This window comes from Rhizobium leguminosarum (assembly GCF_002953715.1).
Classification (GTDB): Bacteria; Pseudomonadota; Alphaproteobacteria; order Rhizobiales; family Rhizobiaceae; genus Rhizobium; species Rhizobium leguminosarum_V.
Genome location: NZ_CP025013.1, coordinates 552311 through 572224, shown reverse-complemented (window position 1 = coordinate 572224; position 19914 = coordinate 552311). Strand labels below are relative to the sequence as shown.

The following is a 19914-nucleotide window of genomic DNA, read 5'->3' as shown; positions in this document are numbered from 1 at the left end:
CTGTCGGCACCCGCCGCCCGGACGTTGGCGCTGCTACTGACGCGCCGATGGTCCAATCACTGTGCGAGTTGAGCCGCGTCGGTATAGATCGTCGGCTTTTCGACCGACGAGGTCGTCATGTTGTACTTCTTCAGAATGTTCGAATAGGTACCGTTCGAAATGAGCTTTTGAAGCGCTGCTTCCAGCATGGCGGCCGTCTCCTTGTCACCCTTGGCAATCACGACGCCGAGCGGGGTGGGATAGAAGCTATCTCCGGTCACAATCAGCTTCCCCTTGCTGGTCACTTCATAGTATCCGGCAGACGTTGAGTCATCGAGCCGTGCTTCGGCACGACCGGAAAGAACAGCCTGGATCGTATCTTTCTGCTCGGGGTAAATCGCCTTGTTGAGGGCGGGGAGGTTTGCAGCTTTGCACTCTACGTCGAGCTTGTCTGCGGCAAAATCCGCAGAAGTGCCGCTCTGGACCGCGACTTTCGCGCCGCAAAGGCTGTTTTTGGCCGCAAACTTCTTTTTGTTATCGGGCGTAGTCGCGACCACCGTCCCTGCCTGCATAAATGTCACGAAGTCAGCCTGCTTAAGGCGCTCTTCCGTAACGGAGAATGTTGCCCAGCCGACCTTGATGCGGCCCGCAGCAAGTCCCGGAATCTGCGAAGCGAATGGGATTGTTACGATATCGAGCTTTGCGTTCAGCAGTTCGGCGACCGCAGTAGCAAGTTCAATATCGAGTCCCACTGGTTTGCCCTGTTCATCGATATACTCGAAGGGCGCATAACCGAGGGAGCTTGCGATGGTGAGTTTGCCACTGTCTTTAACCTCCTTGATGATCGGAATGTCATCGGCGAATGAGGTGCTTGAGAGTGCGGAAAGTACAGTTCCTACGACGGCGATACGAAAAAAGGCTCGGTTCAGCATTATGTTCCCCTTTGCTGTTTTGCAGGACGATGATGCTCACACCAAGAAAATTATTCAAATTAATTAATTGCATCTTCTGTATGATCATTCTTCATACTCAGCGCCTGAGCAATTCTACACTCGGAAGGCGATGCGATGCCCGATCGCGCGGGTGAGCTAGGTGCGGACAACCTTCGCGCACGAACTGTACCTTGGGGTAGGCTCGAGAGCAGGCAATGTTTCGAAGGGCTTCCAATAGTCCAAGTTAAGCAACGTCCTTCTTTGTCGCGTAACTCCTGATTTTTCATTGCAAATATCGCGGACTGAAATCACGCTAAAGTTCGCCTCGCAAATGTCGGTCGCAAGAGTCCGCCTGAAGCGGCGGACTTTTGCGACAGCGTTTCGCCTAGGGTGACGAGCGTAGAGTGTAACAAAAGGGTGGATTTTCGATCAAAGTGACATTACACAATCGGAACCACCCTAATGTTACAGAATCGCATGGCCCGCATCGGATACGCTCGCGTCAGCACTACAGATGAGGACCTCGATATTCAGAACGAGCGTCTGAAGGCCGCAGGTTGCGAAATCATCCGTTCGGAAACCGGATCCGGAGCGTCCCGGAAGGGGCGATCCGAGCTGGAAACCATTATGCAGTTTCTGCATGCGGGCGACGAGCTGGTGGTTCTGCGACTTGATCGGCTCGGCCGTTCCACACGCGACGTTCTCAATCTCGTTCATGAGCTTGACGAAAAGGGCGCGTCACTCCGCATTCTTGAGCCCGAAGTCACGACAGCCGGAAGCATGGGTCGAATGGTCATCACCATCCTCGGCATGGTCGCTGACATGGAACTCAAGTTCATCAAAGACAGGCAACGAGCGGGCATCGACGCGGCAAAAGCTGACGGCATCTACACGGGTAGGAAAAAGAATGTTGATGACGCGGAAATCCGCAGGCGAATCGCGGCTGGCGCAACGAAAGCCGCCGTTGCTCGTGACCTGAACATTTCCAGGATGACTGTTTACCGCGCCTTGGAAGGTCAAGGTTCGCAGTCAGCTTCGACATGATTACACGTTCGCTATTCGTTCTTTGAGTTGGCCAAAATCGCAGTTTCGGGCCGACTGGGCCGATGTGGCGGGTTCCGTCCTTCACCGTCGTCAAAATGTAAAACGAAGGCTGTCGGTTTGAGCGGCGATCGAAATCGTCACAGTCATCACCTCATCGGCGCATGCGTCCTTGCCTGCTCATTGGCGCCCGCTGGAACGGGAGACAAGGGCGAAGGCCCTAAACGGCGGCGGCAAGATGCGGTGTCGAATATTGCGCAGCCCGATCCGGCAGCCCGAGGTTGGAACGCAGCGTGCCCTCGACGTAGTCGGTCCGGTGGACCCCTCTTTCCTGGAGGATCGGTACGACCCGTTCCACGAATTCGTCGAAGCCGCCGGGGGTCAGGTGCGGCGCGAAGACAAACCCGTCGGCAGCGTCTGCCTGCACATAGTGGTTGATCTCCGTAGCGATCTCATCCGGCGTACCCACGAAATGCTGGCGGCCGGTGACGCGAATGATCAACTGGCGAATACTGAGCTTGTCGCGCTCGGCCAGCTCACGCCAAATACGCGCCGTTTCCAGCCTGCCGGCGACGTCCTGATTGTTGGCGCGTCCTTGTGCCAGCCGCGTCTCGGAAATATCCGGCTCGATATCCGGCAAAGGTCCGTCCGGATCGTAGTTCGAAAGATCCCGGTTCCAGACCTGCTCCAGAAACACGATCGCATTCCTCGGGCTGACTTGCTGAAGACGGATTGCTTTCAACTTCTCCTCGGCATCCGCCTGCGTGTCGCCGATCACGAAATTGGCGCCGGGCAGGATCTTCAGCGCATCCGGGCTTCGGCCGTATTTCGTCAGACGACGCTTCACATCGGCATAAAAGGCCTGACCGGCTTCGAGCGTGCCGTGGCGAGAATAGATCAGGTCGGCATGGCTGGCGGCAAGCTCCCGCCCCTGGTCGGAATCTCCCGCCTGCGCGATCACCGGAGCGTCTTGCGGAAGGGAAGACAATGCGGATTGCCCGGTAATGTTGAAATGTCTGGAATTGGCCGCGAAATCACCATCGGTCCACAACTGGCGAGCGGCTTCGATGAATTCGCGGGCACGTTCGTAGCGCTCGCGGTGCGGCAGGTGATCGCCGCGACGGAAATTCGCGCCGGTAAATGCGCCCGGCGAGGTCACGACATTCCAGCCGGCGCGTCCGCCGGACAGAATATCGAGCGTCGCCAGTTGCCGTGCCAGCGGATAGGGTTCGTTGAAGGTCGTGGTCAGGGTGCCGATCAGCCCGACATGATCGGTGATCGATGCAAGCGCCGTTAAAATCGCCAGCGTATTGGGGCGACCGGCGACGTCAAGCTCGTGGAAGCGGCCACCCTGCTCGCGGACCCGCAGACCCTCCGCCAGAAAGATGAAGTCAAATTTTCCGCGCTCCACGGTTTCGGCAAAATGCCGGAACGACGAAAACTCGATCTGGCTTCCGGCCGCCGGATCGCTCCAGACTGTGAAGTTGTTGACACCGGGAAACTGGGCTCCAAGGATAACCTGCTTTTTGGTCATGGGATGGTCCTTTCCGCTCACGCAGCAGAGGTGTAGCGATTGACAGCGGCCGGCAAACCGAAGCGCTCTCGAAGCAGCCCGCTTCCCGGCTTTCGCAAGAGAGACGCGCCTTCGAGCGCCGGAAGGAGCTCATTGACGAGGTGATCAAGTTGCCTTTTCGGATCGCGCACGATCAGACGGACGCCATTGGCGCCCGACGCCGCGATGCGTCCGACCTCAGCGACAGATTCGGCGACGGGAGCCGGCTCAGGATCGATGTCGAGATCGACAAAGAAGGCTTGTGCTTTCGGGACAACTGGAAGACCGCGCAGATCGGACCGAATAAAGACGACATCGGCCGTGGCCGATGCGTCGTCGCCCTGGATCTGGACGGCGGCCACCACCGGCTGGCCCTGCGGCGGACGCGGTGTGATGGACGGTCCGAGGACTTTAAACCCCGCGCTCTCGAAATTGATGTAGTGAAGTTTGGCCCCGTCCAAGAAGCGAAAGCTCTCCCGGTCGCGGACGATGGCATCTTCCTCCCAGCTGTCCCACAGGCGGCGGATGACATCGATCGCGTCCTTTGCATCCTGTTCCAGTGCCGGCCCGTCTGGCGTTGGAAAACCGCCGAGTGCGCCGATCGCCTTCTGCGCCTGCAGAACACGATCGCCGCGAAGCTGTTGGGCGAAAAGCCCGGCCCGGCCTTCGCTCACATAGTCCAGGGTCGCGACTGCGGTCGAAACGTGGAATGGCTCCAGATGGTTGATCGGAGCGCCGGCGAGGATACCGATTTTGCGGCTGCGCGGCGCCAGCCAGTTGGCAAGCAGAATGGCATCCAGTCCGTCGCCGCCCGATGCGGCGAAACCGTCCTCCAAAGTGATGAATTCGACCACGTCGTCGAGACGAGAAATCAAGGTTCGCCAAAAGTCGCGCTGGGAGGTGTGGCTGCCCTGCGGGTATGCGGCGACATCAACGCCGATGCCGACTTGAAGTCCATTTGGAAGCGTCATGATCTATTCCGTTGAAATGGTGAATGGTCATCCGTGCGGGTCGCAAGTCGCATCGTCATGCGGCGGAGGCGTCGTGGCTCGACAGCCGGTCCCTGATCTTCGCTTCCTGTCCTGTTTTCAGCGCCGTGACCCGCGCAGTCGCCTCTTCAAACGAGGCTGCGGGCGGGTAGATCGGTGTTGTCCCCACCTGCCCGGCCTTTTCCCCGATATGCTTTTCGAAAGGCAGGGAACGATAGAGCGAGGGATCGGCTGACGTATCGAAGAGCGGGCGGTAGCCGAGCGACAGATAAAGGGCGACTGCTTCGGGCTGGCGGAACCCGGTCGAAAGGTAGGATCTGGTGTAACCAAGCTGCGCAGCACTTTCCTCAAGTGCCAGAACGATGGCCCGGGCCAGTCCCTGACGCCGCAAATTCGGATGTGTCCAGATCCGCTTCATTTCGGCCGTCTCATCGTCATGGCTCATGAAGGCGCCGCCGGCAACGGTTTCGCCATCCCGTTGCAGCAGCAAGAAATCTCCCAGCGGAGAGGAAAACAGCGAAACGGGGTAACGGAAGATTTCCGCCCGCGCCCCGCCGCGGCTCGCGGCTCCATATCTCCCGTCATATTCGCTGACCAGCCCGTCGATCAGGGGCTGGGCCGCTGGCTCCAGCAGTGACGACCGGACAACTATATCAGTCATGAACGCGCCTCCGATGAAGGTCTGACCGCGTTCCGGATGCGGCTTCAAGAAAATGTCCTGAAGCTCATCCGGCGCGCCTAACATCGTCAGCATGCCCGATCGGTGGATCGGTTTGCACGGCATGATTGTTGCGTTTGCCGCCGAATATTAAAAGATCATTGCTCGATTTAATAGTTCACTAAAAATATAGATTATCTGTTTTAATCGACCGGTCGGGTCGGGAGCAGATATGTCATACGCCCTCAGCTTTCTCGATAAAAGTCCAATCCACGGCCCGGAAGGGGCAACGGCGGCGCTGCAGCGCAGTTTGAATCTGGTCAAAAGGGCCGAGGATCTGGGCTATCGGCGGTTTTGGGTCGCGGAGCATCATAACTCGCCCAACCTCGCAAGCTCGTCGCCGGAGGTGTTGATCGCCTTCCTTCTCGCCCGCACAAGCCGCATCCACATCGGCTCCGGCGGCGTCATGCTGCAGCATTACAGTGCCTACAAGGTTGCAGAAAATTTCAACCTGCTTTCCGCTCTCGCGCCGGGCCGGGTCGATCTCGGCGTCGGCAAGGCACCCGGCGGCCTGCCGCTGTCGACACGCGCCCTGCAGCAGGCCTACGACCCGGAACGCAAACCGTCCTTCGCCGCGCAACTGGCCGAACTGGACGGTTTCCTCAGCCACGGAGACGTCGGCCAATCACAGACTGAAAGTCCTCTCGCCTTTCCCGTGCCGGATCAGCCGCCCGGTCGTTTTCTGCTCGGCGCAAGCGCGCAGAGCGCAACGCTGGCGGCCAGCCTCGGATGGAGCTTCGTCTATGCGGCCCATATCCACGGTGATGCCACTGCGATCACCGAAGCATTGTCGGCTTACCGGACCGCAGGCGGTACGTCAGCGCTGTTGGCCGTCAGCGTCATCACCGCGGAAACGAATGCGCGTGCCGCAAGCCTCGGCGGTGAGACGCGCCGGTTCCGGGTCGAGGTCGAAGGCGGCCAGGCGGTAAATGTCGGCAGCGAAGAGCAGGCGCTCGAATATGTGCGCCAGTCGGGCAAGACGCAATACCAGATCGAGGAGCGAAGCCCGCGCCTCATTCGCGGCACACCGTCGAAGGTCCACGTCGAACTGCAGCAACTGCACGAAACCTATGGCGTCGACGAATTCATCATCGACTGCCCGCTGTCGGATGGCGCGCAGCGCCTGAAAACGATCGAACTCCTGGCCGACGGGCGCACAGCCATCGCTGCCTGACCATCGGACAAAAAATTGGGGCCATCACCGTGGTAACAAGACGAGATTTTCTAACAGGCACCGGCATTGCGGCACTCTCCCTGACGGCTGGATTGCGGCTTTCCCAGGCGCAGGCCAAGGACCTACCGGCCAGCGGCGGCTCGCTGAGCTGGGGCGTGGAAACGGAACCGAGCACGCTCAATCCGCACCTGAACGGCCAGGCAAAGGCGAAGCTGATCCTGCGAAATGCCTATGAAACACTGCTGGCCCGCACGCCGGATGGCGGATACGTGCCGTGGCTGGCGAAAAGCTATTCGGTCTCCGACGATGGCAAGACCTACACTTTCGCCCTTCGCGACGATGTGACCTTCAGTGACGGCGAAAAGCTCGACGCGGCCGCGGTGGCGCTCAACTTCACCAAGCTGAAAGAGCCGACCTATTCCGGCAGCATCAGTGCCGGTCACGTTTCGCATGTTTCCGAAGCGGTTGCGGTGGATTCCCACACGGTCGTGCTGAAGCTGGCCGCCGTCTATTCGCCCTTCCTCGACGGTGCCTCCGGCATAGAAATCCTGTCGCCGAAATCATTTTCGTCGTCGCAGCTGAAGTCGGGCGGCCCGGAAATCGCAGGCACCGGTCCCTTCATTCTCGACAGCTACATCAAGGGTCAGGAAATCCGCTTCAAGAAAAACCCGACCTATAATTGGGCTCCTGATAACGCTGCCCATCAGGGGCCTGCCTATCTCGACGAAGTCATCTACCGTTTCCTGCCGGAGTCGGCTGTGCGAACGGGCGCTCTAACCTCCGGACAGGTGCATGTCATCGAAGGCATAGGGGGCAATGACGCCGGCTTGTTCAAGGATAATCCGGACTTCACCTATCAAAGCGCGATCAATACCGGCACGCCCTACACGCTCTTCCTGAATGTGACGGTCGGCCCGACCACCGACGTCAGGGTGCGCAAGGCGGTGTTGGCGGCCATCGACGTGGAGCGGGTGATCGCGTCGGTCTATCGCGGCGAACGCAAGCGCGCCTGGGGCATTCTCACGCCTGCCGACACGGACTTCTACGACAAGAGCATCGAGGGCCGCTACGGCTTCGATGCTGGGCTCGCCAACAGCCTTCTCGACGAGGCGGGCTGGACTGCAAAGGACGCCGACGGTTTTCGCACGAAGGACGGCAAACGGCTGACCATCGAAATCGTGCAGTCCCAGGCGACACTGCGTGACCAGCGCGACATTCTGCTCCAGGCCGTCCAGGCACAAGCCCGCCAGAACGCGGGTATCGATCTTGCCTTGCAATATGTCGATGCCGGGACCTATGCGAACCGTCAGAAGGACGGGCAGTACGGCATCATACCCAATTCGACCACGACCCAGGAAAACGGGGTCACCATCTATTTCCATTATCTGCCGCGCAATAAGGGCGGATCGATCAACTACAGCCGAACGGAAGCGGCTGAAATTTCCGCCTGGCTTGATGAAGCGGCCTCTACGCTCGATGCCAGGAAACGCTTCGAGATCTACGCGCAACTGCAGCGCTTTGCGCTGCTCGATCAAGCGCTGGGCCTGCCGCTCTATGTGCCGGACGACCAGATTGCCGCCTCCATCGCGGTGAAGGGCGTCGGCTTCCGGCCGTTCAAGCGGCTTCCCGAAAACGCATACGACATCTGGCTGCAGCAGCCGGCATGAGCCGACCTCCGTCGGCTTTCAAAAGGGAGACGAAATTCGAAATGCCTATCCGCAGACAATTCCTGACCGTGACCGCAGCCGTTCTTGCAGCCTCCATGCTGCCGGGTCTTTCCATTGCGCAGGATGCCAAGCCTGTCAGTGGCGGCAAGTTGACATGGGGCGTCGAAACGGAGCCCGCCACGCTCAATCCGCAACTGAACGGCCAGGACAAAACCAAGCTTCTTCTGCGCAATGCCTATGAATCCCTGCTCGCCCGAACGGCCGACGGTGGATATGTCCCGTGGTTGGCAACCGAGTACAAGATTTCCGAGGACGGCAAGACCTACACATTCAAGCTGCGCAGCGACGTCACCTTCACCGACGGTCAGAAACTGAATGCTGAGGCCGTCGTGACGAATTTCACCAAGCTCAAGGACGCGGCCTATTCCGGCAGTGTCAGCGCCGGCCCGGTCTCGCGTATCGAGGAAGTGAAGGCCGTGGACGATGACACGGTCTCCTTCACGCTCAAGCAGGTCTATGCGCCCTTCCTCGACTATGTCGCCAGCTTGGAAATCCTGTCTCCGGCCGCTTTTGCATCTTCGCAGCTGAAGTCCGGCGGACCTGAAATCGCCGGCACTGGACCTTTCATCCTCAAGCGTTACGCCAAGGGCCAGGAAATCCAGTTCGCCAAAAATCCCTCATATAACTGGGCGCCGAAAAATGCTGCCCATCAGGGGTCGGCCTATCTCGACGACGTGACCTATCGTTTTCTGCCGGAATCCTCGGTGCGGGCAGGGGCGCTCACCTCCGGCCAGGTGGACGTGATCGAAGGCATATCCGGCAACGATGCGGCGCTGTTTAAGGAAAATGCCGATTTCAGCTATCAAACCGCATTGAACACCGGCACGCCCTATTCGCTCTTCCTGAACGTCACCTGGGGGCCGACCCAGGATATCGCCGTGCGAAAGGCGCTCGTCGCGTCCATCGATGTGGATGCGGTGCTGACAGCGGTCTATCGCGGCGAGCGCACCAGGGCCTGGGGCATTACCTCCCCTATCGATCCGCAGTTCTACGACAAGAGCATCGAAAAGACCTACGGCGCCGATGCGAAGCTTGCCAACCGCCTCCTGGACGAAGCAGGCTGGACGACGCGGGATGCGGAAGGTTTCCGCTCGAAGGACGGCAAGCGACTGACCATCGAGGTCGTTCAGGCTCAGGCCACGGTGCGCGACCAGCGCGACGTGTTGCTGCAGGCACTGCAGGCGCAGGCACGCCAGAACGCGGGCATCGATCTCGCCATCATCTTCGTGGATGCGGGGACCTATACGGACCGGCGCAAAACCGGCCAATTTGGCTCGATCGCCAATTCCAACACGCCGACTGACGCCATCGACATCGAATATCACTACCTGCCCCTGGATAAGGGCGGCACCATCAACTACAGCCGCGCGGCCGCGCCTGAGCTGTTGCAATGGCTGAACGAGGCCGCCTCGACCCTCGATAACAAGAAGCGCTTCGAACTCTATGCGGGCCTCCAGCGCTTTGCCATTGTCGACCAGGCTTACGCCCTGCCGCTTTACGAGCCTGAGGATCAGGTGGCGGCAGCGGATTATGTGAAGGGCATCACCTTCCGTCCCTTCAAGCAGCTGCCCGAAAGCGCCTACGACATCTGGCGCAGTGAATAACTCCGTCCCGTCAACGCAACCCTGCGGCCGTGGCCGCAGGGTGAATGCAGGAGTGACAGACAATGACTGCCGAAAACACGACGGCCTTGGGCGAAGCGCCTGCCGCCTTTCTCTCACGGCGGCGCCGGCTGAATCGCAACAGCCTGGGGTCGCAGATCCTGGCCCGGTTCGGCTCCGCCATTCTGGTTCTGTGGGCGGCGGTGAGCCTGAGCTTCATCAGTCTTCAGCTCGCCCCCGGTGATATTGTCGGCCTCCTGATCGGTGAACAGTTGCGAACACCGGAGGTGGAGGCCGCCATCCGTGCCGAGTGGGGTTTGGATGAGCCGCTGCTGGCGCAATATCTCTCCTATCTCACGCGTATCCTGCATGGCGATTTCGGGCGCTCCTACATCCTGCAGACCGATGTTTCCGGCCTGGTCCTGTCGCAAATGCTGCCGACATTGAAACTGACGGCGGCGGCACTCGTGGTTGCGGTGGTATTTGCGGTGGCCAGCGCCGTCATCACCGCCGGCAAGCGCCTGCCTCGCAGTATCGCCGGCGGGCTCGAGCTCATTCTGATCTCCACGCCGTCCTTCTGGCTGGGCATCCTGCTGCTGTTCGTCTTCTCTTTCACGCTGAAGCTTTTTCCTGTCTCCGGCGACAGAGACTTTTCGGCACTGGTGCTGCCCGCCCTGTCGCTCGGCCTGTCTCTCGGCGCCGTCATCGGTCAGGTCCTGCGTGAGGGGTTGGAGCGGGCTCTGGAAGAACCGTTCGCCCTGACCGTTCGAAGCTGGGGTGTCGGCGACCTCGTTCTGCGGCTGCGCCATGGCCTGCGTCACGCCGCTTTGCCCGCTGTCACGCTGACGGGCTGGCTGATCGGTAACCTGCTGTCCGGTGCTGTGATCACCGAGGCAGTGTTCGGCCGGCCGGGCCTTGGGCGCATCACGGTCGACGCCGTTCTGGCGCACGACCTGCCGGTCGTACTGGCGGTCGCCGTACTCTCCGCATTCATCTACGTCGTGCTGAGCACGCTGGTCGATGTGCTCTATCTGCTGCTCGACCCTCGCCTGCGCAACGACGCCAGGGAGGCCGGCCGATGAGTATTTCCTCCACAGTGCCGGAGCAGGAGAGGCGTCGAACTGTCGGGCTCCTCCGCGCGACCTTGTCGAGACCCGGCGTTGTCGTGTCGTCGCTTTTCCTGTTGCTGGTGGCGATTGCGACCGTCTGGCCGCATGTCCTGACCGCCGCCGATCCGATAGCGGCCGATCCCTTGCAGTCGCAGCTGCCACCCTCCGTCGACCACTGGTTCGGCACGGATCATCTCGGCAGGGATGTCTTTTCCCGCGTCGTGCACGGAACCCGCTATTCCATTTTGATCGGCGTAAGCGCCGTCGCCATCGCCGCTGTCATCGGCTCGCTGCTCGGCCTTCTCTCAGGCCTCGCCCGCGGTCTCGTCGATGAAGCGATTTCACGTTTCCTGGACGTCGTTTCGTCCTTTCCGGATCTGCTCCTTGCGCTGGTGCTGATCTCGTTCACCGGGCCGGGTACGGTCAATCTTATCTTCGCGCTCGGCGTGGCATCGGTGCCTCGTTTCGCAAGGGTGGTGCGTGCCCAGACATTCGTGATCTCCAAAAGCGGCTATGTCGAACAGGCGAGAACATTCGGACTGACGCCGCGCGTGTTGGTTATCCGCCATGTCCTGCCGCATGCCATTGCCCAGGTTCCCATTCTGGCGACGATCGGCCTCGGCACAACGATCATCCAGGCCGCCGGCCTGAGTTTTCTCGGCATGGGGCCGCAGCCCCCGGCGCCCGAGTGGGGCGCGATGCTGGCCGAAGCCCGCAATTACCTTCGCGTCGCCTGGTGGATCGGGGTGTGGCCGGGTCTTGCCATTACGCTGACAGTCATTGCCATCAGCGTTCTCGGAAAACGTTGGCAGCTCGCCTTCGAAGGCAGGAGGCAATCATGACATCAGTCGTTCACATCAACAACCTCACGATCGGCTTTCCGCAGAACCAACGTGCCAATGCCGTCGTCCATGGCATCGACCTGACGATCAACAAGGGCGAGACCGTTGCTCTGGTGGGAGAGTCCGGTTCCGGCAAATCCGTGACGGCCCGTTCGCTCATCGGCCTTTCCGGCGTCGGTGCCAATGTGCGTGCCGACCGGTTCGACATCGATGGTAAAAGCGTCCTCAATTTCGGCGAAAGGGACTGGCGACGCCTGCGTGGCGAAAAGATCGGCTTTGTTCTTCAGGATGCGCTCGTGTCGCTCGATCCGCTGCGGCGGATTTCCCAACAATTGTCGGATGCCTTCGGCAGACGCGGCCTTTTCTCCCGCCCGGATGTCGGCCGGGACAGCCACGCGCTGCTGCGCTCGGTCGGTATTCCCGATCCGGAAAGGCGCCTGCCGCAATATCCGCATCAGCTGTCCGGCGGGCTGCGCCAGCGCGCCCTTATCGCCACTGCGATTGCCAGGCAGCCATCGTTGCTGGTTGCCGATGAGCCGACAACGGCGCTCGACACCACCGTGCAAAAGCAAATCCTCGATCTCCTGGCCGAGCGCCGGAAGGCCGGGCACACGCTGCTGCTGATCAGCCACGATCTCGCCGTCGTGTCGCGCCTGGCCGACCGCGTGCTGGTGATGCAGAATGGCAGGATCGTCGAGGAGGGACCGCCGGGCCGGATCCTGAGCAATCCGGAACATCCTTACACAAGACAATTGCTCGATGCGGTGCCGTCAGCGGGATCGCGGGGCTTCCGTCTGTCTCCTTCCGGCCAGCCTGATTCCCAACACCAGACTGTGCGTGTGCCTGCCGCACCAGCCGAGCGGTTACGCATTCCGCTGCCGGCCAAACATATCGACCAGCAGAACCGCGTCCTGTCGTCCCACAATCTCTTCAAGCGTTACGGGGGAGCCGGTGGCGCATTTGCCGTCAACGACGTGTCATTCGACCTCGCCGCCGGCGAAGCCCTGGGGATCGTCGGCGAATCCGGTTCCGGCAAGACCACCGTTGCGAAAATAGTCCTCGGCCTGGTCGAGCCGGACGACGGCGCGGTGTTCATCGACCGCGAGCAGTGGAGCAATATCCCGGAGGCTCGACGTCGCTCGCGCCGCGCCAGCATGCAATTGATCGCCCAGGACGCCCTCAGTTCCTTCGACCCGCGCTACACGGTCGAAAAAATCGTCGGCGAGAGCCTCGACTCGGTCGGCATCTTTGGTGGGTCCCGCCGCGACCGCGTGCTCGAAGTGCTGGATGCGGTCCGCCTGGGCTCGGCCTATCTCAACCGTCATCCGCGTGAGCTTTCCGGCGGCCAGCGCCAGCGGGTGGCAATTGCCCGCGCCTTCGCGCCGCGGCCGCGGCTTCTGGTGGCGGATGAACCGGTCAGCGCGCTCGACGTTTCGGTGCAGGCACAGGTTCTCGATCTACTCGCCGAACTGCAAGCCGCGTCCGGTACGGCACTTCTCTTCATCTCCCATGATCTCGGTGTCATCAATCATCTCACCGATCGCGTGCTGGTGATGAAGGACGGCCGGATCGTCGAGGCGGGGGGCGTCGGGCACGTCTTTTCGGCACCGCAGCACAGCTATACGCGCGCCCTCCTGGAGGCGGTCCCGGCCCTGGCCTGAGCGGCGCTTGCTAGAACATCCGGCAAGAGCTTGCCGGAGACATGAATTCAATCTGCGAGACATCTGTCATGACCCCTACCCGCAAACGTCGCCTGAAGACCCTGACCGGCGCAAGCAGCGTCATCTCCGCATCGAATGACATCGAGCCATCGACGGGAGCGAAGCGCGCCGTCGAACTTGCCCGCAAAGCCGAGGCCGAGAAGATCACCGGCCTGTTCACCGCCGATCTTCTGCATATCGACCCGGCCGGCCTTGCCGGCACGGCCGGCATACAGGAGCCGATCATTGCTCTTGCGGCGCTCAGCCAGGCGACATCGCAGATCGGCCTGATCGCCACCGTCTCGACCACCTTCCATCACCCCTACAATCTGGCGCGCCAGATCGGCACGCTGGATCACGCCAGCGGCGGCCGCACCGGTTGGAACGCGGTGACCTCCTCCGTCGGCGAAGAGAATTTCGGAGAGACGCTACCGAGCCCGGAAGAACGCTACGAGCGCGCCGCCGAATTCATCGAGGTCGTCAACGCGCTTTATGATGCCAATGAACGGGACGCAGCCCAGCGCAAGGGTTCCGGAGCCGTCGGCATCGACCCGGCCAAGTTCCACCGCATCGACTATCGCGGCAAGCACTTCAGTGTCGCAGGCCCCTTGAACGTGCCGCCCTTGCCGCAGCGCCGCCCGGTCCAGTTTCAGGCCGGACAGTCCGAAGCCGGGGTGACGGTGGGCGCGCGCTACGCAGAGGTCGTCTACACCTCACAGCCCAAGCTCGAGGACGCCATTGCCTTCGCGACCGATTTACGCCGTCGCGCAGTGAGTTTCGGTCGTGGAAGCGATCTGCCCTTCATCATGAATTCCTTCCACGCGGTGATCGGCGAGTCCGACGCCGACGTGGCGCGGCGCCTGAAGGAAAAACACGAGCGCATTGACTACGAGCAGGGTCGCTTGAAGCTTGCCGACATGCTGGGCGGCGATCTCGATCTCTCCGGTCTGCCGCTGGACAGGCCACTACCGGATACATTGCTGCCGGAGGTGACCAGCATCAACCGCAGGCGCGGGAGAGTGGAGATCTTTCGTCGCTACGCGCGCCAGGGACTGACGCTGCGCGAACTGATCATTCAGGCGCAAGAGACCGGCCATTGGTCGGTTGCCGGCACGCCGGAACAGCTGGCGGATGCGATCGAAGAGCGCGTCATTGCCGGCGTTCTCGATGTCTTGTCGCTGCATGGCTTCGGCAATCCCGACCAGGAGGATCTGCTGGTAAACGGTCTGCTTCCTGAACTCCGGCGCCGTCAACTGATCGACACCGATTATGTCGGAGAGGATTTCCGCTCCAATCTGGAGCTGCCGCCGCTTGCGTCACCGACCGCCATTCAGGCATCGCAAACAGGCTGACGGCAAGTCGTTCCCGGCTTGAGACGTAGAGAGCTTTCACAAGTCGCCAAAGGCTTTGACGACGCGCCGCGCTCGAATACATAGGCAACCACGCGGGCAGCTAGGGGGACGGAATAGGCTCATGCTTGGGCAAGCATAGCGAGCGGCCGCTAGGATGATCCGGGGCTCGACCTATGGTTTGGATGCCGAAACAGCGTGATGAAATTATGAACCGTCCGTTCCGCCCATCGCCTAATGTCGCCACACCTTCAACGCCGAAACCAGGAGAATGATTGCCAATGCCGGCAGCAACACCGCATTGGGAACGATACCAAGCAGCAGCCCGCCAATAAACGTACCGACGATCGATCCAGCAGCCATTATGAGCAGGAAAGCCTTGTTGCGGCCGACGACGGAGAAGCTCTGGTCGCGACTGTAGCGGGTGAAGCCGACCAGCATGGTTGGCAGGCTCACCGCGAGCGAGAGACTACCGGCGAGCTTGATATCCGCGCCGAACAGAAGCACCAGCGTCGGGATCAGAAGTTCGCCCCCCGCGACGCCAAGCAGCGCGGCGACGATGCCAATGATGAAGCCCGCAATAACGCCGGCAACGAGCTGGGAGACGCCCGTCAATAGAGGTCGGCCGGCTGAGGCGTCGTGCCCAAGCATCAGAACGATCGCGATCGCCGCGAGCATGATGGCGATGACCTTGTAGAGCGTCTCTGACTGAAGTTTGGTCGCCCGGCCTGCGCCGAACCAAGCGCCGATCAGGCTCCCCGCGAGGAGGTTGAGAACGATCGGCCAGTTATCGGCTATAGCGCCGAAGGGCACGCTACCAGCCCGGAAGGGGAGCGCGGTCGCGACGACGACGAGGCTCATGGCCTTGTTGAGGATGACTGCCTCTAGGGCTGCAAAATTGAAGAACCCGATCAAGGTCGGAAGGCGGAACTCGGCGCCTCCCAGGCCGATGAGACCTCCGAGGGCACCAATAATGGCTCCTCCACCGAAAGCAGCAGCAGGATGACGGGGAAGTGGTGTGTTGGCGGTGTCAGTCATGGGCGATATGTATGCATAAATATCACGCAGCAGGACAGTCGGTATGGCAGATGGAAACGCAGAAAATTGTCGATGGTGGCACGCTCTCGTGAATGCCGGCTTACCGGCGAACCCCACAGGCGAACTCGCCACCTCGCCCCTTGGCAGGCTGAACGCAAAATCGCGATCGATGACGCCGCAAAAATCGTCCGAACGTGCGACAAGGGAGGAACATCGAGTGCAACCAGTTCCTAACTTCCAGTCCGTGCAGTGATTACAGCATCGGCGATTTCCACAAACCCGGCACCACCAGGGCCTTCCGTGATCCAGCTGGGTGGCTTCGGTTATTTGCCTTAACGTCAATCGATAAGCGGCCCTACGCGCGGAAGCGCCACTGAGAGGTGACATTTGGTCGGGACTACTTCTGTGGCGGCTCGAACAACTCGATTGGATACCAGCCGGATCATCGACCAGAATCTGCTTTCCACCCATGCCGGTCACGATCTCGTTGCGAAAACGAATTCCCGCCGACCGTAGGCGGGCGACTTCGACGTCAAGGTTCGTGACCTCAAGCTGAATCCGATTCCAGCCGCCAGGCGCGGGCTTGCGGCCATCCGGCATCGGTTGAGACGCTCCGCCCGGCCCCGTCGTCCCGTTCACAAGCAGGCGCAAATCTCCCCGTACCAGGATCGCGAAGCTCGGAGCAGGATGGGCGGCGACGGAAAAGCCGAGATGCGTTGCATAGAACGCCATTGCTGCATCCACGTCGTCCACGATATAACGTACGCTGACAGTCGCCATGATCTCCTTCACGGTTGGCTTCCAAGTCATTCAGTCTCGAACAATCAGGCAGCTTTCGTCTTTCGCCCAGTCGGCAAAACTGAGATAGTAGGCGCGGACATCCTCATATCCGGCCCGGGCGACGGCAGCGGCCGCGAGCGCCGCTCGGCCACCGCCATCGCAATGCGTGACGACATGGTCGCCTTGCTGGAACCCGGCAGCGGTCAGAAGCTCGCGCAAGTCTTCGGCAGGCTTCAAGAGGCCACTGTCGAGCAAATGGGAATGCGGAAGCAAGCGTGCGCCTGGGAGATGACCGCCGCGAGCGTTGCGCCGAAGGTCCTCGCCAGCGAACTCGTCCTTGGTCCTCGCGTCGAAAATCCGAACATCCCTGTCAAGCTCGGCCGCCAGTGACTTCCGGTCTACCAACCCGACCGGTCCCGACCCTGGTTGCGCCCTGAACGTTGCCGTGCCGGCAGGCCTCTCGGCGGTCGCCAGCAGGTCCTCATGCCCACGGATCGCGGGCCATCCACCGTTCAAAATCAAAGTTCTTGCGCCAAAATATTGGAGGATAAACCATACCCGTGCCGCTTCGGTCATCCGGCCATCATCATAAACGACGTTGGGCATTTGACCATCCACGCCGAGCGTGGCGATTGCACGTTCCCAATAGTCAACGTTTTCGAAGGACGTCTCGCCAGTCTTCGCCGCCGCCTCCCACACCTCGATAGGCACGCGGACGGCGCTGGCCGGATGATCGCCCTCAAACGCGGCCAGCTCGCGCACGTCGAGCAGACGGAAGCCCCCTAAGGACGGAAGTGCGATTGGCTCGATGACAGGGTCGTGCGACATCGGGATTCCTTCTCAGATGCTCAAAATTGTGCCGGATAAAGCTAACAAAACGACTACGATCCATGGAGGCGACTTCCAGACGGCCAGAAGGAGGAAGCCCGCAAGCGCAAGCGCAAAATCGTACGACGTCAGGACAGCGCTTGTCCAGACGGGGTTGTAGAGGGCCGCGCCGAGAATGCCGACAACAGCCGCGTTCGCCCCCCGCACTGCAGCCTGGGCAGCTTTGGAGCGGAGTCCGTCCCAGAACGGCAACACGCCATAGACCAGCAACATGCCCGGCAGTAGCAACCCCACCAGCGCCACCTCCGCACCGACAACGCCATTTGGCGAAGGTCCCATCACCGCGCCGAGATAGGCGGCGAACGTGAAAAGCGGACCCGACACTGCTTGAGCGACGCCGTAACCCGCCAGGAATTCCTCGTTACTGCCCCATCAGTGCGTAACGACTTCTGCTTGAAGCAAAGGAAGCACCACATGCCCGCCGCCGAAGACAAATGCGCCCGACCGGTAAAAAGCGTCGAACAGAGCGAGACCTTGAGAATGGGTTGCACTGACGACAAGCGGGGGCAGCAGGAGAAGTAATGCGAAAAGAATGAGTGCCACGCCGCCGCCCCGCCGGGAGACAGGGAAGTTTAGTTGTCCGGAAATCGGTGTCGCGTCAGCACTGCACAGCCACAGGCCCGCGCACGCTCCAATGCCGATGGCCGTGACCTGCCCAAAAGAACCGGTGAAGACCACAACGATAGCAATCGCGGCAAGCGCGATGCCTGCACGCACTCGATCTGGTGTGAGCGTTCGGGCCATTCCCCAAATGGCTTGGGCGACGACCGCGACAGCGACCAGTTTCAGGCCATGGAGAAAACTTTCGGCAAGAGGACCTTTGAACGCGGCTGCACCAAGCGCGAAAGCAACTAGGATAATGGCCGACGGCATGGTGAAGGCGAGCCAGGCGGCAAAGCCTCCGCCGCCGCCCCGCAAAACTCCTAGGGCAAAGCCAACCTGGCTCGACGCCGGTCCGGGAAGGAATTGGCAGAGCGCCACTAGGTCCGCATACCCCTTTTCGTCGATCCATTGTCTTCGAACGACCAGTTCGTCACGGAAGTAACCGAGATGCGCGATTAGGCCCCGAACGAGATGAGGCCGAGTTTCAGGAACACTCGGAAGACTTCGAAGGGAGAACCCTGGTCTGCATGATCATCCACTGGCCCAAAAAATCCCTCGTACTCAGTCCCGCAAGACGTCGCGGCAACTCGGTTTGCATAGAGCGTAATGCCCGAGGCCTGAGAATAGGTTCTCACCATGCCGGGCAATGACGGAAAATATGATGGGGGATTTTGAGTCAACCCTGATCGAGCGTGTGGGCAGATTAAAGCTCTTAGGATGCATGACAATGTCACTTAGGCACCAACTGCCCAAGCTTCTGACAATACGGTTGCCCGCGTGATCAAACTCGTCGAGGAGGCCCAGGAGTCGAAGGCTCCGACCGAGCGATCATCGACTGCTTATCGAAATAATGCGCCGGGCGTCGTTGCGGTCGCCGTTCTGCCGCGCTCGTGGCCGATGGCAACTGGTCCGCGTGGCTCTCTGGCCCGCTAACCTCGCAGGTAGGCGCCCGCCGAGTGGATGAATGCAAGATCGCGCTCGCGAGCGCGATCTTGTCTCATTGGTGACGGGGAACCGGACCTCAACCGGCACTTCGTCAAGCATTCATCCTCTGCAGCGATTTGAATGGCTGCACACATAGCGGAGGCTCGGGGTTGATCAGATCCGGGCGCCACCCGTCGCATCAATCATCTGGCCCGTCGTCCAACGCGCATCGTTCGATGCAAGAAAAGCGATGACGTCGGCGACGTCCTCCGCCTGTCCTACACGTGAGAAGACCGAGAGGGCTTCGGCGCCGGCGCGCGCGTCCGGCGATGCCAGCCATTCGGCATTCATGTCCGTCTCCGTCACACCCGGCAGCACGGCATTGACCGTAATCCCGCGAGCTGCAAATTCAGGTGCCAGCGCCAGTGTCAATGTCTCCAGCGCCCCCTTGGAGGCCGCATAGGCGGGATGCGTCGGCGCCGCGATCCGCGTAAATCCAGTCGAGACATTGATGATGCGACCATTATCGCGAATGTGGTCGGCCACTGCCTGGATCAGAAAGAACGGCGCTTTATAGTTGATCGTCATGACCTCGTCGAAAGCAGCTTCGCTCGTCTGCTTCAGCGGCAGTGCCGGCGCGATGCCCGCATTGTTCACTAGAGTATCGAGAGCTGACGAGCCCGTCTCGGTACGCGCGGCTTCGCTGAACTGCGCCCAGAGGCTGTCGGCCGCCTCCTTGCCCTGTCTGAGATCGGCCTTCACGGCGACGGCCTTGACACCAAGTGCCTCGATATCGCGTACGGTGGCATTGGCCGCATCCACGTTGGCCGTGTAGTGCACGCCAATTAGCTCCGCACCCTCCTTCGCAAACGCAAGAGCAACCGCCCGGCCGATACCGCGCGAACTTCCGGTGATGAGAGCTATCTTGTTTGCTAGTCTCTGGGACATGGGAACACTCCGTTGATAAA

The 19914-nt window shown here is 60.7% G+C and carries 15 protein-coding genes and 2 pseudogenes; 8 read left to right on the top strand and 9 right to left on the bottom strand.

Annotated features, from left to right (window positions below; translation table 11 throughout):
• Positions 1-56: 56 nt before the first annotated feature.
• Positions 57-911, bottom strand: a complete 855-nt coding sequence (locus tag CUJ84_RS27120) for an ABC transporter substrate-binding protein (RefSeq protein WP_105008748.1) — start codon at positions 909-911, stop codon at positions 57-59.
• A 462-nt stretch (positions 912-1373) separates the two neighbouring features.
• Here CUJ84_RS27120 and CUJ84_RS27115 point away from each other — a divergent pair, with 462 nt between their 5' ends.
• Complete coding sequence (locus CUJ84_RS27115) at positions 1374-1955, top strand: recombinase family protein (protein ID WP_245457570.1); 582 nt, start codon at positions 1374-1376, stop codon at positions 1953-1955.
• A gap of 217 nt (positions 1956-2172) precedes the next feature.
• On the opposite strand, the gene CUJ84_RS27110 is transcribed toward CUJ84_RS27115, so the two are convergent.
• The 3 genes from CUJ84_RS27110 to CUJ84_RS27100 are packed head-to-tail and all read right to left on the bottom strand — an operon-like array spanning position 2173 to position 5154.
• Positions 2173-3486 (bottom strand): LLM class flavin-dependent oxidoreductase, encoded by a 1314-nt coding sequence (locus CUJ84_RS27110; protein WP_050595887.1) that lies wholly within the window; start codon positions 3484-3486, stop codon positions 2173-2175.
• Positions 3487-3503: 17 nt separating this feature from the next.
• Positions 3504-4475: an LLM class flavin-dependent oxidoreductase gene (locus CUJ84_RS27105; protein WP_105008747.1), complete on the bottom strand. Its 972-nt coding sequence runs from the start codon at positions 4473-4475 to the stop codon at positions 3504-3506.
• A gap of 55 nt (positions 4476-4530) precedes the next feature.
• Entirely contained in the window at positions 4531-5154 is a 624-nt protein-coding gene (locus CUJ84_RS27100; protein WP_105009187.1) for a GNAT family N-acetyltransferase, read from the bottom strand.
• A gap of 229 nt (positions 5155-5383) precedes the next feature.
• On the opposite strand from CUJ84_RS27100, the gene CUJ84_RS27095 reads away from it, so the two are divergent.
• The 7 genes from CUJ84_RS27095 (at position 5384) to CUJ84_RS27065 (ending at position 14716) form a co-directional block, all read left to right on the top strand.
• Positions 5384-6385: an LLM class flavin-dependent oxidoreductase gene (locus CUJ84_RS27095; protein WP_105008746.1), complete on the top strand. Its 1002-nt coding sequence runs from the start codon at positions 5384-5386 to the stop codon at positions 6383-6385.
• 29 nt (positions 6386-6414) lie between these two features.
• Positions 6415-8052, top strand: coding sequence for an ABC transporter substrate-binding protein (locus CUJ84_RS27090; RefSeq protein ID WP_105008745.1), 1638 nt, complete (start codon positions 6415-6417; stop codon positions 8050-8052).
• Positions 8053-8093: 41 nt separating this feature from the next.
• Positions 8094-9716 carry an ABC transporter substrate-binding protein gene (locus CUJ84_RS27085; RefSeq protein WP_105008744.1) on the top strand — a complete coding sequence of 541 codons (1623 nt, stop codon included), beginning with the start codon at positions 8094-8096 and terminating at the stop codon, positions 9714-9716.
• 62 nt (positions 9717-9778) lie between these two features.
• Positions 9779-10795, top strand: a complete 1017-nt coding sequence (locus tag CUJ84_RS27080; RefSeq protein ID WP_105008743.1) for an ABC transporter permease — start codon at positions 9779-9781, stop codon at positions 10793-10795.
• The gene (locus CUJ84_RS27075) at positions 10792-11664 is read left to right on the top strand and encodes an ABC transporter permease (RefSeq protein WP_105008742.1); all 873 of its coding nucleotides are present in this window, start codon (positions 10792-10794) and stop codon (positions 11662-11664) included. Before CUJ84_RS27080 ends, CUJ84_RS27075 begins: the two co-directional genes overlap by 4 nt.
• Positions 11661-13325, top strand: coding sequence for a dipeptide ABC transporter ATP-binding protein (locus CUJ84_RS27070; protein WP_199788835.1), 1665 nt, complete (start codon positions 11661-11663; stop codon positions 13323-13325). The genes CUJ84_RS27075 and CUJ84_RS27070 overlap by 4 nt, the downstream gene beginning before the upstream one ends.
• A 68-nt stretch (positions 13326-13393) precedes the next feature.
• Positions 13394-14716, top strand: a complete 1323-nt coding sequence (locus CUJ84_RS27065; RefSeq protein WP_105009185.1) for an NtaA/DmoA family FMN-dependent monooxygenase — start codon at positions 13394-13396, stop codon at positions 14714-14716.
• Positions 14717-14947: 231 nt separating this feature from the next.
• On the opposite strand, the gene CUJ84_RS27060 is transcribed toward CUJ84_RS27065, so the two are convergent.
• The 5 genes and pseudogenes from CUJ84_RS27060 to CUJ84_RS27045 form a co-directional block, all read right to left on the bottom strand.
• Positions 14948-15751 carry a sulfite exporter TauE/SafE family protein gene (locus CUJ84_RS27060; RefSeq protein WP_105008741.1) on the bottom strand — a complete coding sequence of 268 codons (804 nt, stop codon included), beginning with the start codon at positions 15749-15751 and terminating at the stop codon, positions 14948-14950.
• Between the two features lie 489 nt (positions 15752-16240).
• Positions 16241-16483, bottom strand: a pseudogene (locus CUJ84_RS39320) (VOC family protein); the annotation flags it as partial.
• A 78-nt stretch (positions 16484-16561) separates the two neighbouring features.
• Positions 16562-17359, bottom strand: coding sequence for a sulfurtransferase (locus CUJ84_RS27055; protein ID WP_105008740.1), 798 nt, complete (start codon positions 17357-17359; stop codon positions 16562-16564).
• A 12-nt stretch (positions 17360-17371) separates the two neighbouring features.
• A pseudogene (gene chrA / locus CUJ84_RS27050) lies at positions 17372-18561 on the bottom strand (chromate efflux transporter).
• A 559-nt stretch (positions 18562-19120) separates the two neighbouring features.
• Positions 19121-19894 (bottom strand): SDR family oxidoreductase, encoded by a 774-nt coding sequence (locus CUJ84_RS27045; protein WP_105008739.1) that lies wholly within the window; start codon positions 19892-19894, stop codon positions 19121-19123.
• Positions 19895-19914: the final 20 nt, after the last annotated feature.

Excerpts from the sequence above, each read along its gene's own strand:
- CUJ84_RS27065 (WP_105009185.1), top strand. The coding sequence starts at position 13,394 with ATGACCCCTACCCGCAAACGTCGCCTGAAGACCCTGACCGGCGCAAGC.
- CUJ84_RS27100 (WP_105009187.1), bottom strand. The coding sequence starts at position 5,154 with ATGACTGATATAGTTGTCCGGTCGTCACTGCTGGAGCCAGCGGCCCAG.
- CUJ84_RS27110 (WP_050595887.1), bottom strand. The coding sequence starts at position 3,486 with ATGACCAAAAAGCAGGTTATCCTTGGAGCCCAGTTTCCCGGTGTCAAC.
- CUJ84_RS27105 (WP_105008747.1), bottom strand. The coding sequence starts at position 4,475 with ATGACGCTTCCAAATGGACTTCAAGTCGGCATCGGCGTTGATGTCGCC.
- CUJ84_RS27060 (WP_105008741.1), bottom strand. The coding sequence starts at position 15,751 with ATGACTGACACCGCCAACACACCACTTCCCCGTCATCCTGCTGCTGCT.
- CUJ84_RS27115 (WP_245457570.1), top strand. The coding sequence starts at position 1,374 with ATGTTACAGAATCGCATGGCCCGCATCGGATACGCTCGCGTCAGCACT.
- CUJ84_RS27070 (WP_199788835.1), top strand. The coding sequence starts at position 11,661 with ATGACATCAGTCGTTCACATCAACAACCTCACGATCGGCTTTCCGCAG.
- CUJ84_RS27095 (WP_105008746.1), top strand. The coding sequence starts at position 5,384 with ATGTCATACGCCCTCAGCTTTCTCGATAAAAGTCCAATCCACGGCCCG.
- CUJ84_RS27080 (WP_105008743.1), top strand. The coding sequence starts at position 9,779 with ATGACTGCCGAAAACACGACGGCCTTGGGCGAAGCGCCTGCCGCCTTT.
- CUJ84_RS27120 (WP_105008748.1), bottom strand. The coding sequence starts at position 911 with ATGCTGAACCGAGCCTTTTTTCGTATCGCCGTCGTAGGAACTGTACTT.
- CUJ84_RS27085 (WP_105008744.1), top strand. The coding sequence starts at position 8,094 with ATGCCTATCCGCAGACAATTCCTGACCGTGACCGCAGCCGTTCTTGCA.
- CUJ84_RS27045 (WP_105008739.1), bottom strand. The coding sequence starts at position 19,894 with ATGTCCCAGAGACTAGCAAACAAGATAGCTCTCATCACCGGAAGTTCG.
- CUJ84_RS27075 (WP_105008742.1), top strand. The coding sequence starts at position 10,792 with ATGAGTATTTCCTCCACAGTGCCGGAGCAGGAGAGGCGTCGAACTGTC.
- CUJ84_RS27055 (WP_105008740.1), bottom strand. The coding sequence starts at position 17,359 with ATGTCGCACGACCCTGTCATCGAGCCAATCGCACTTCCGTCCTTAGGG.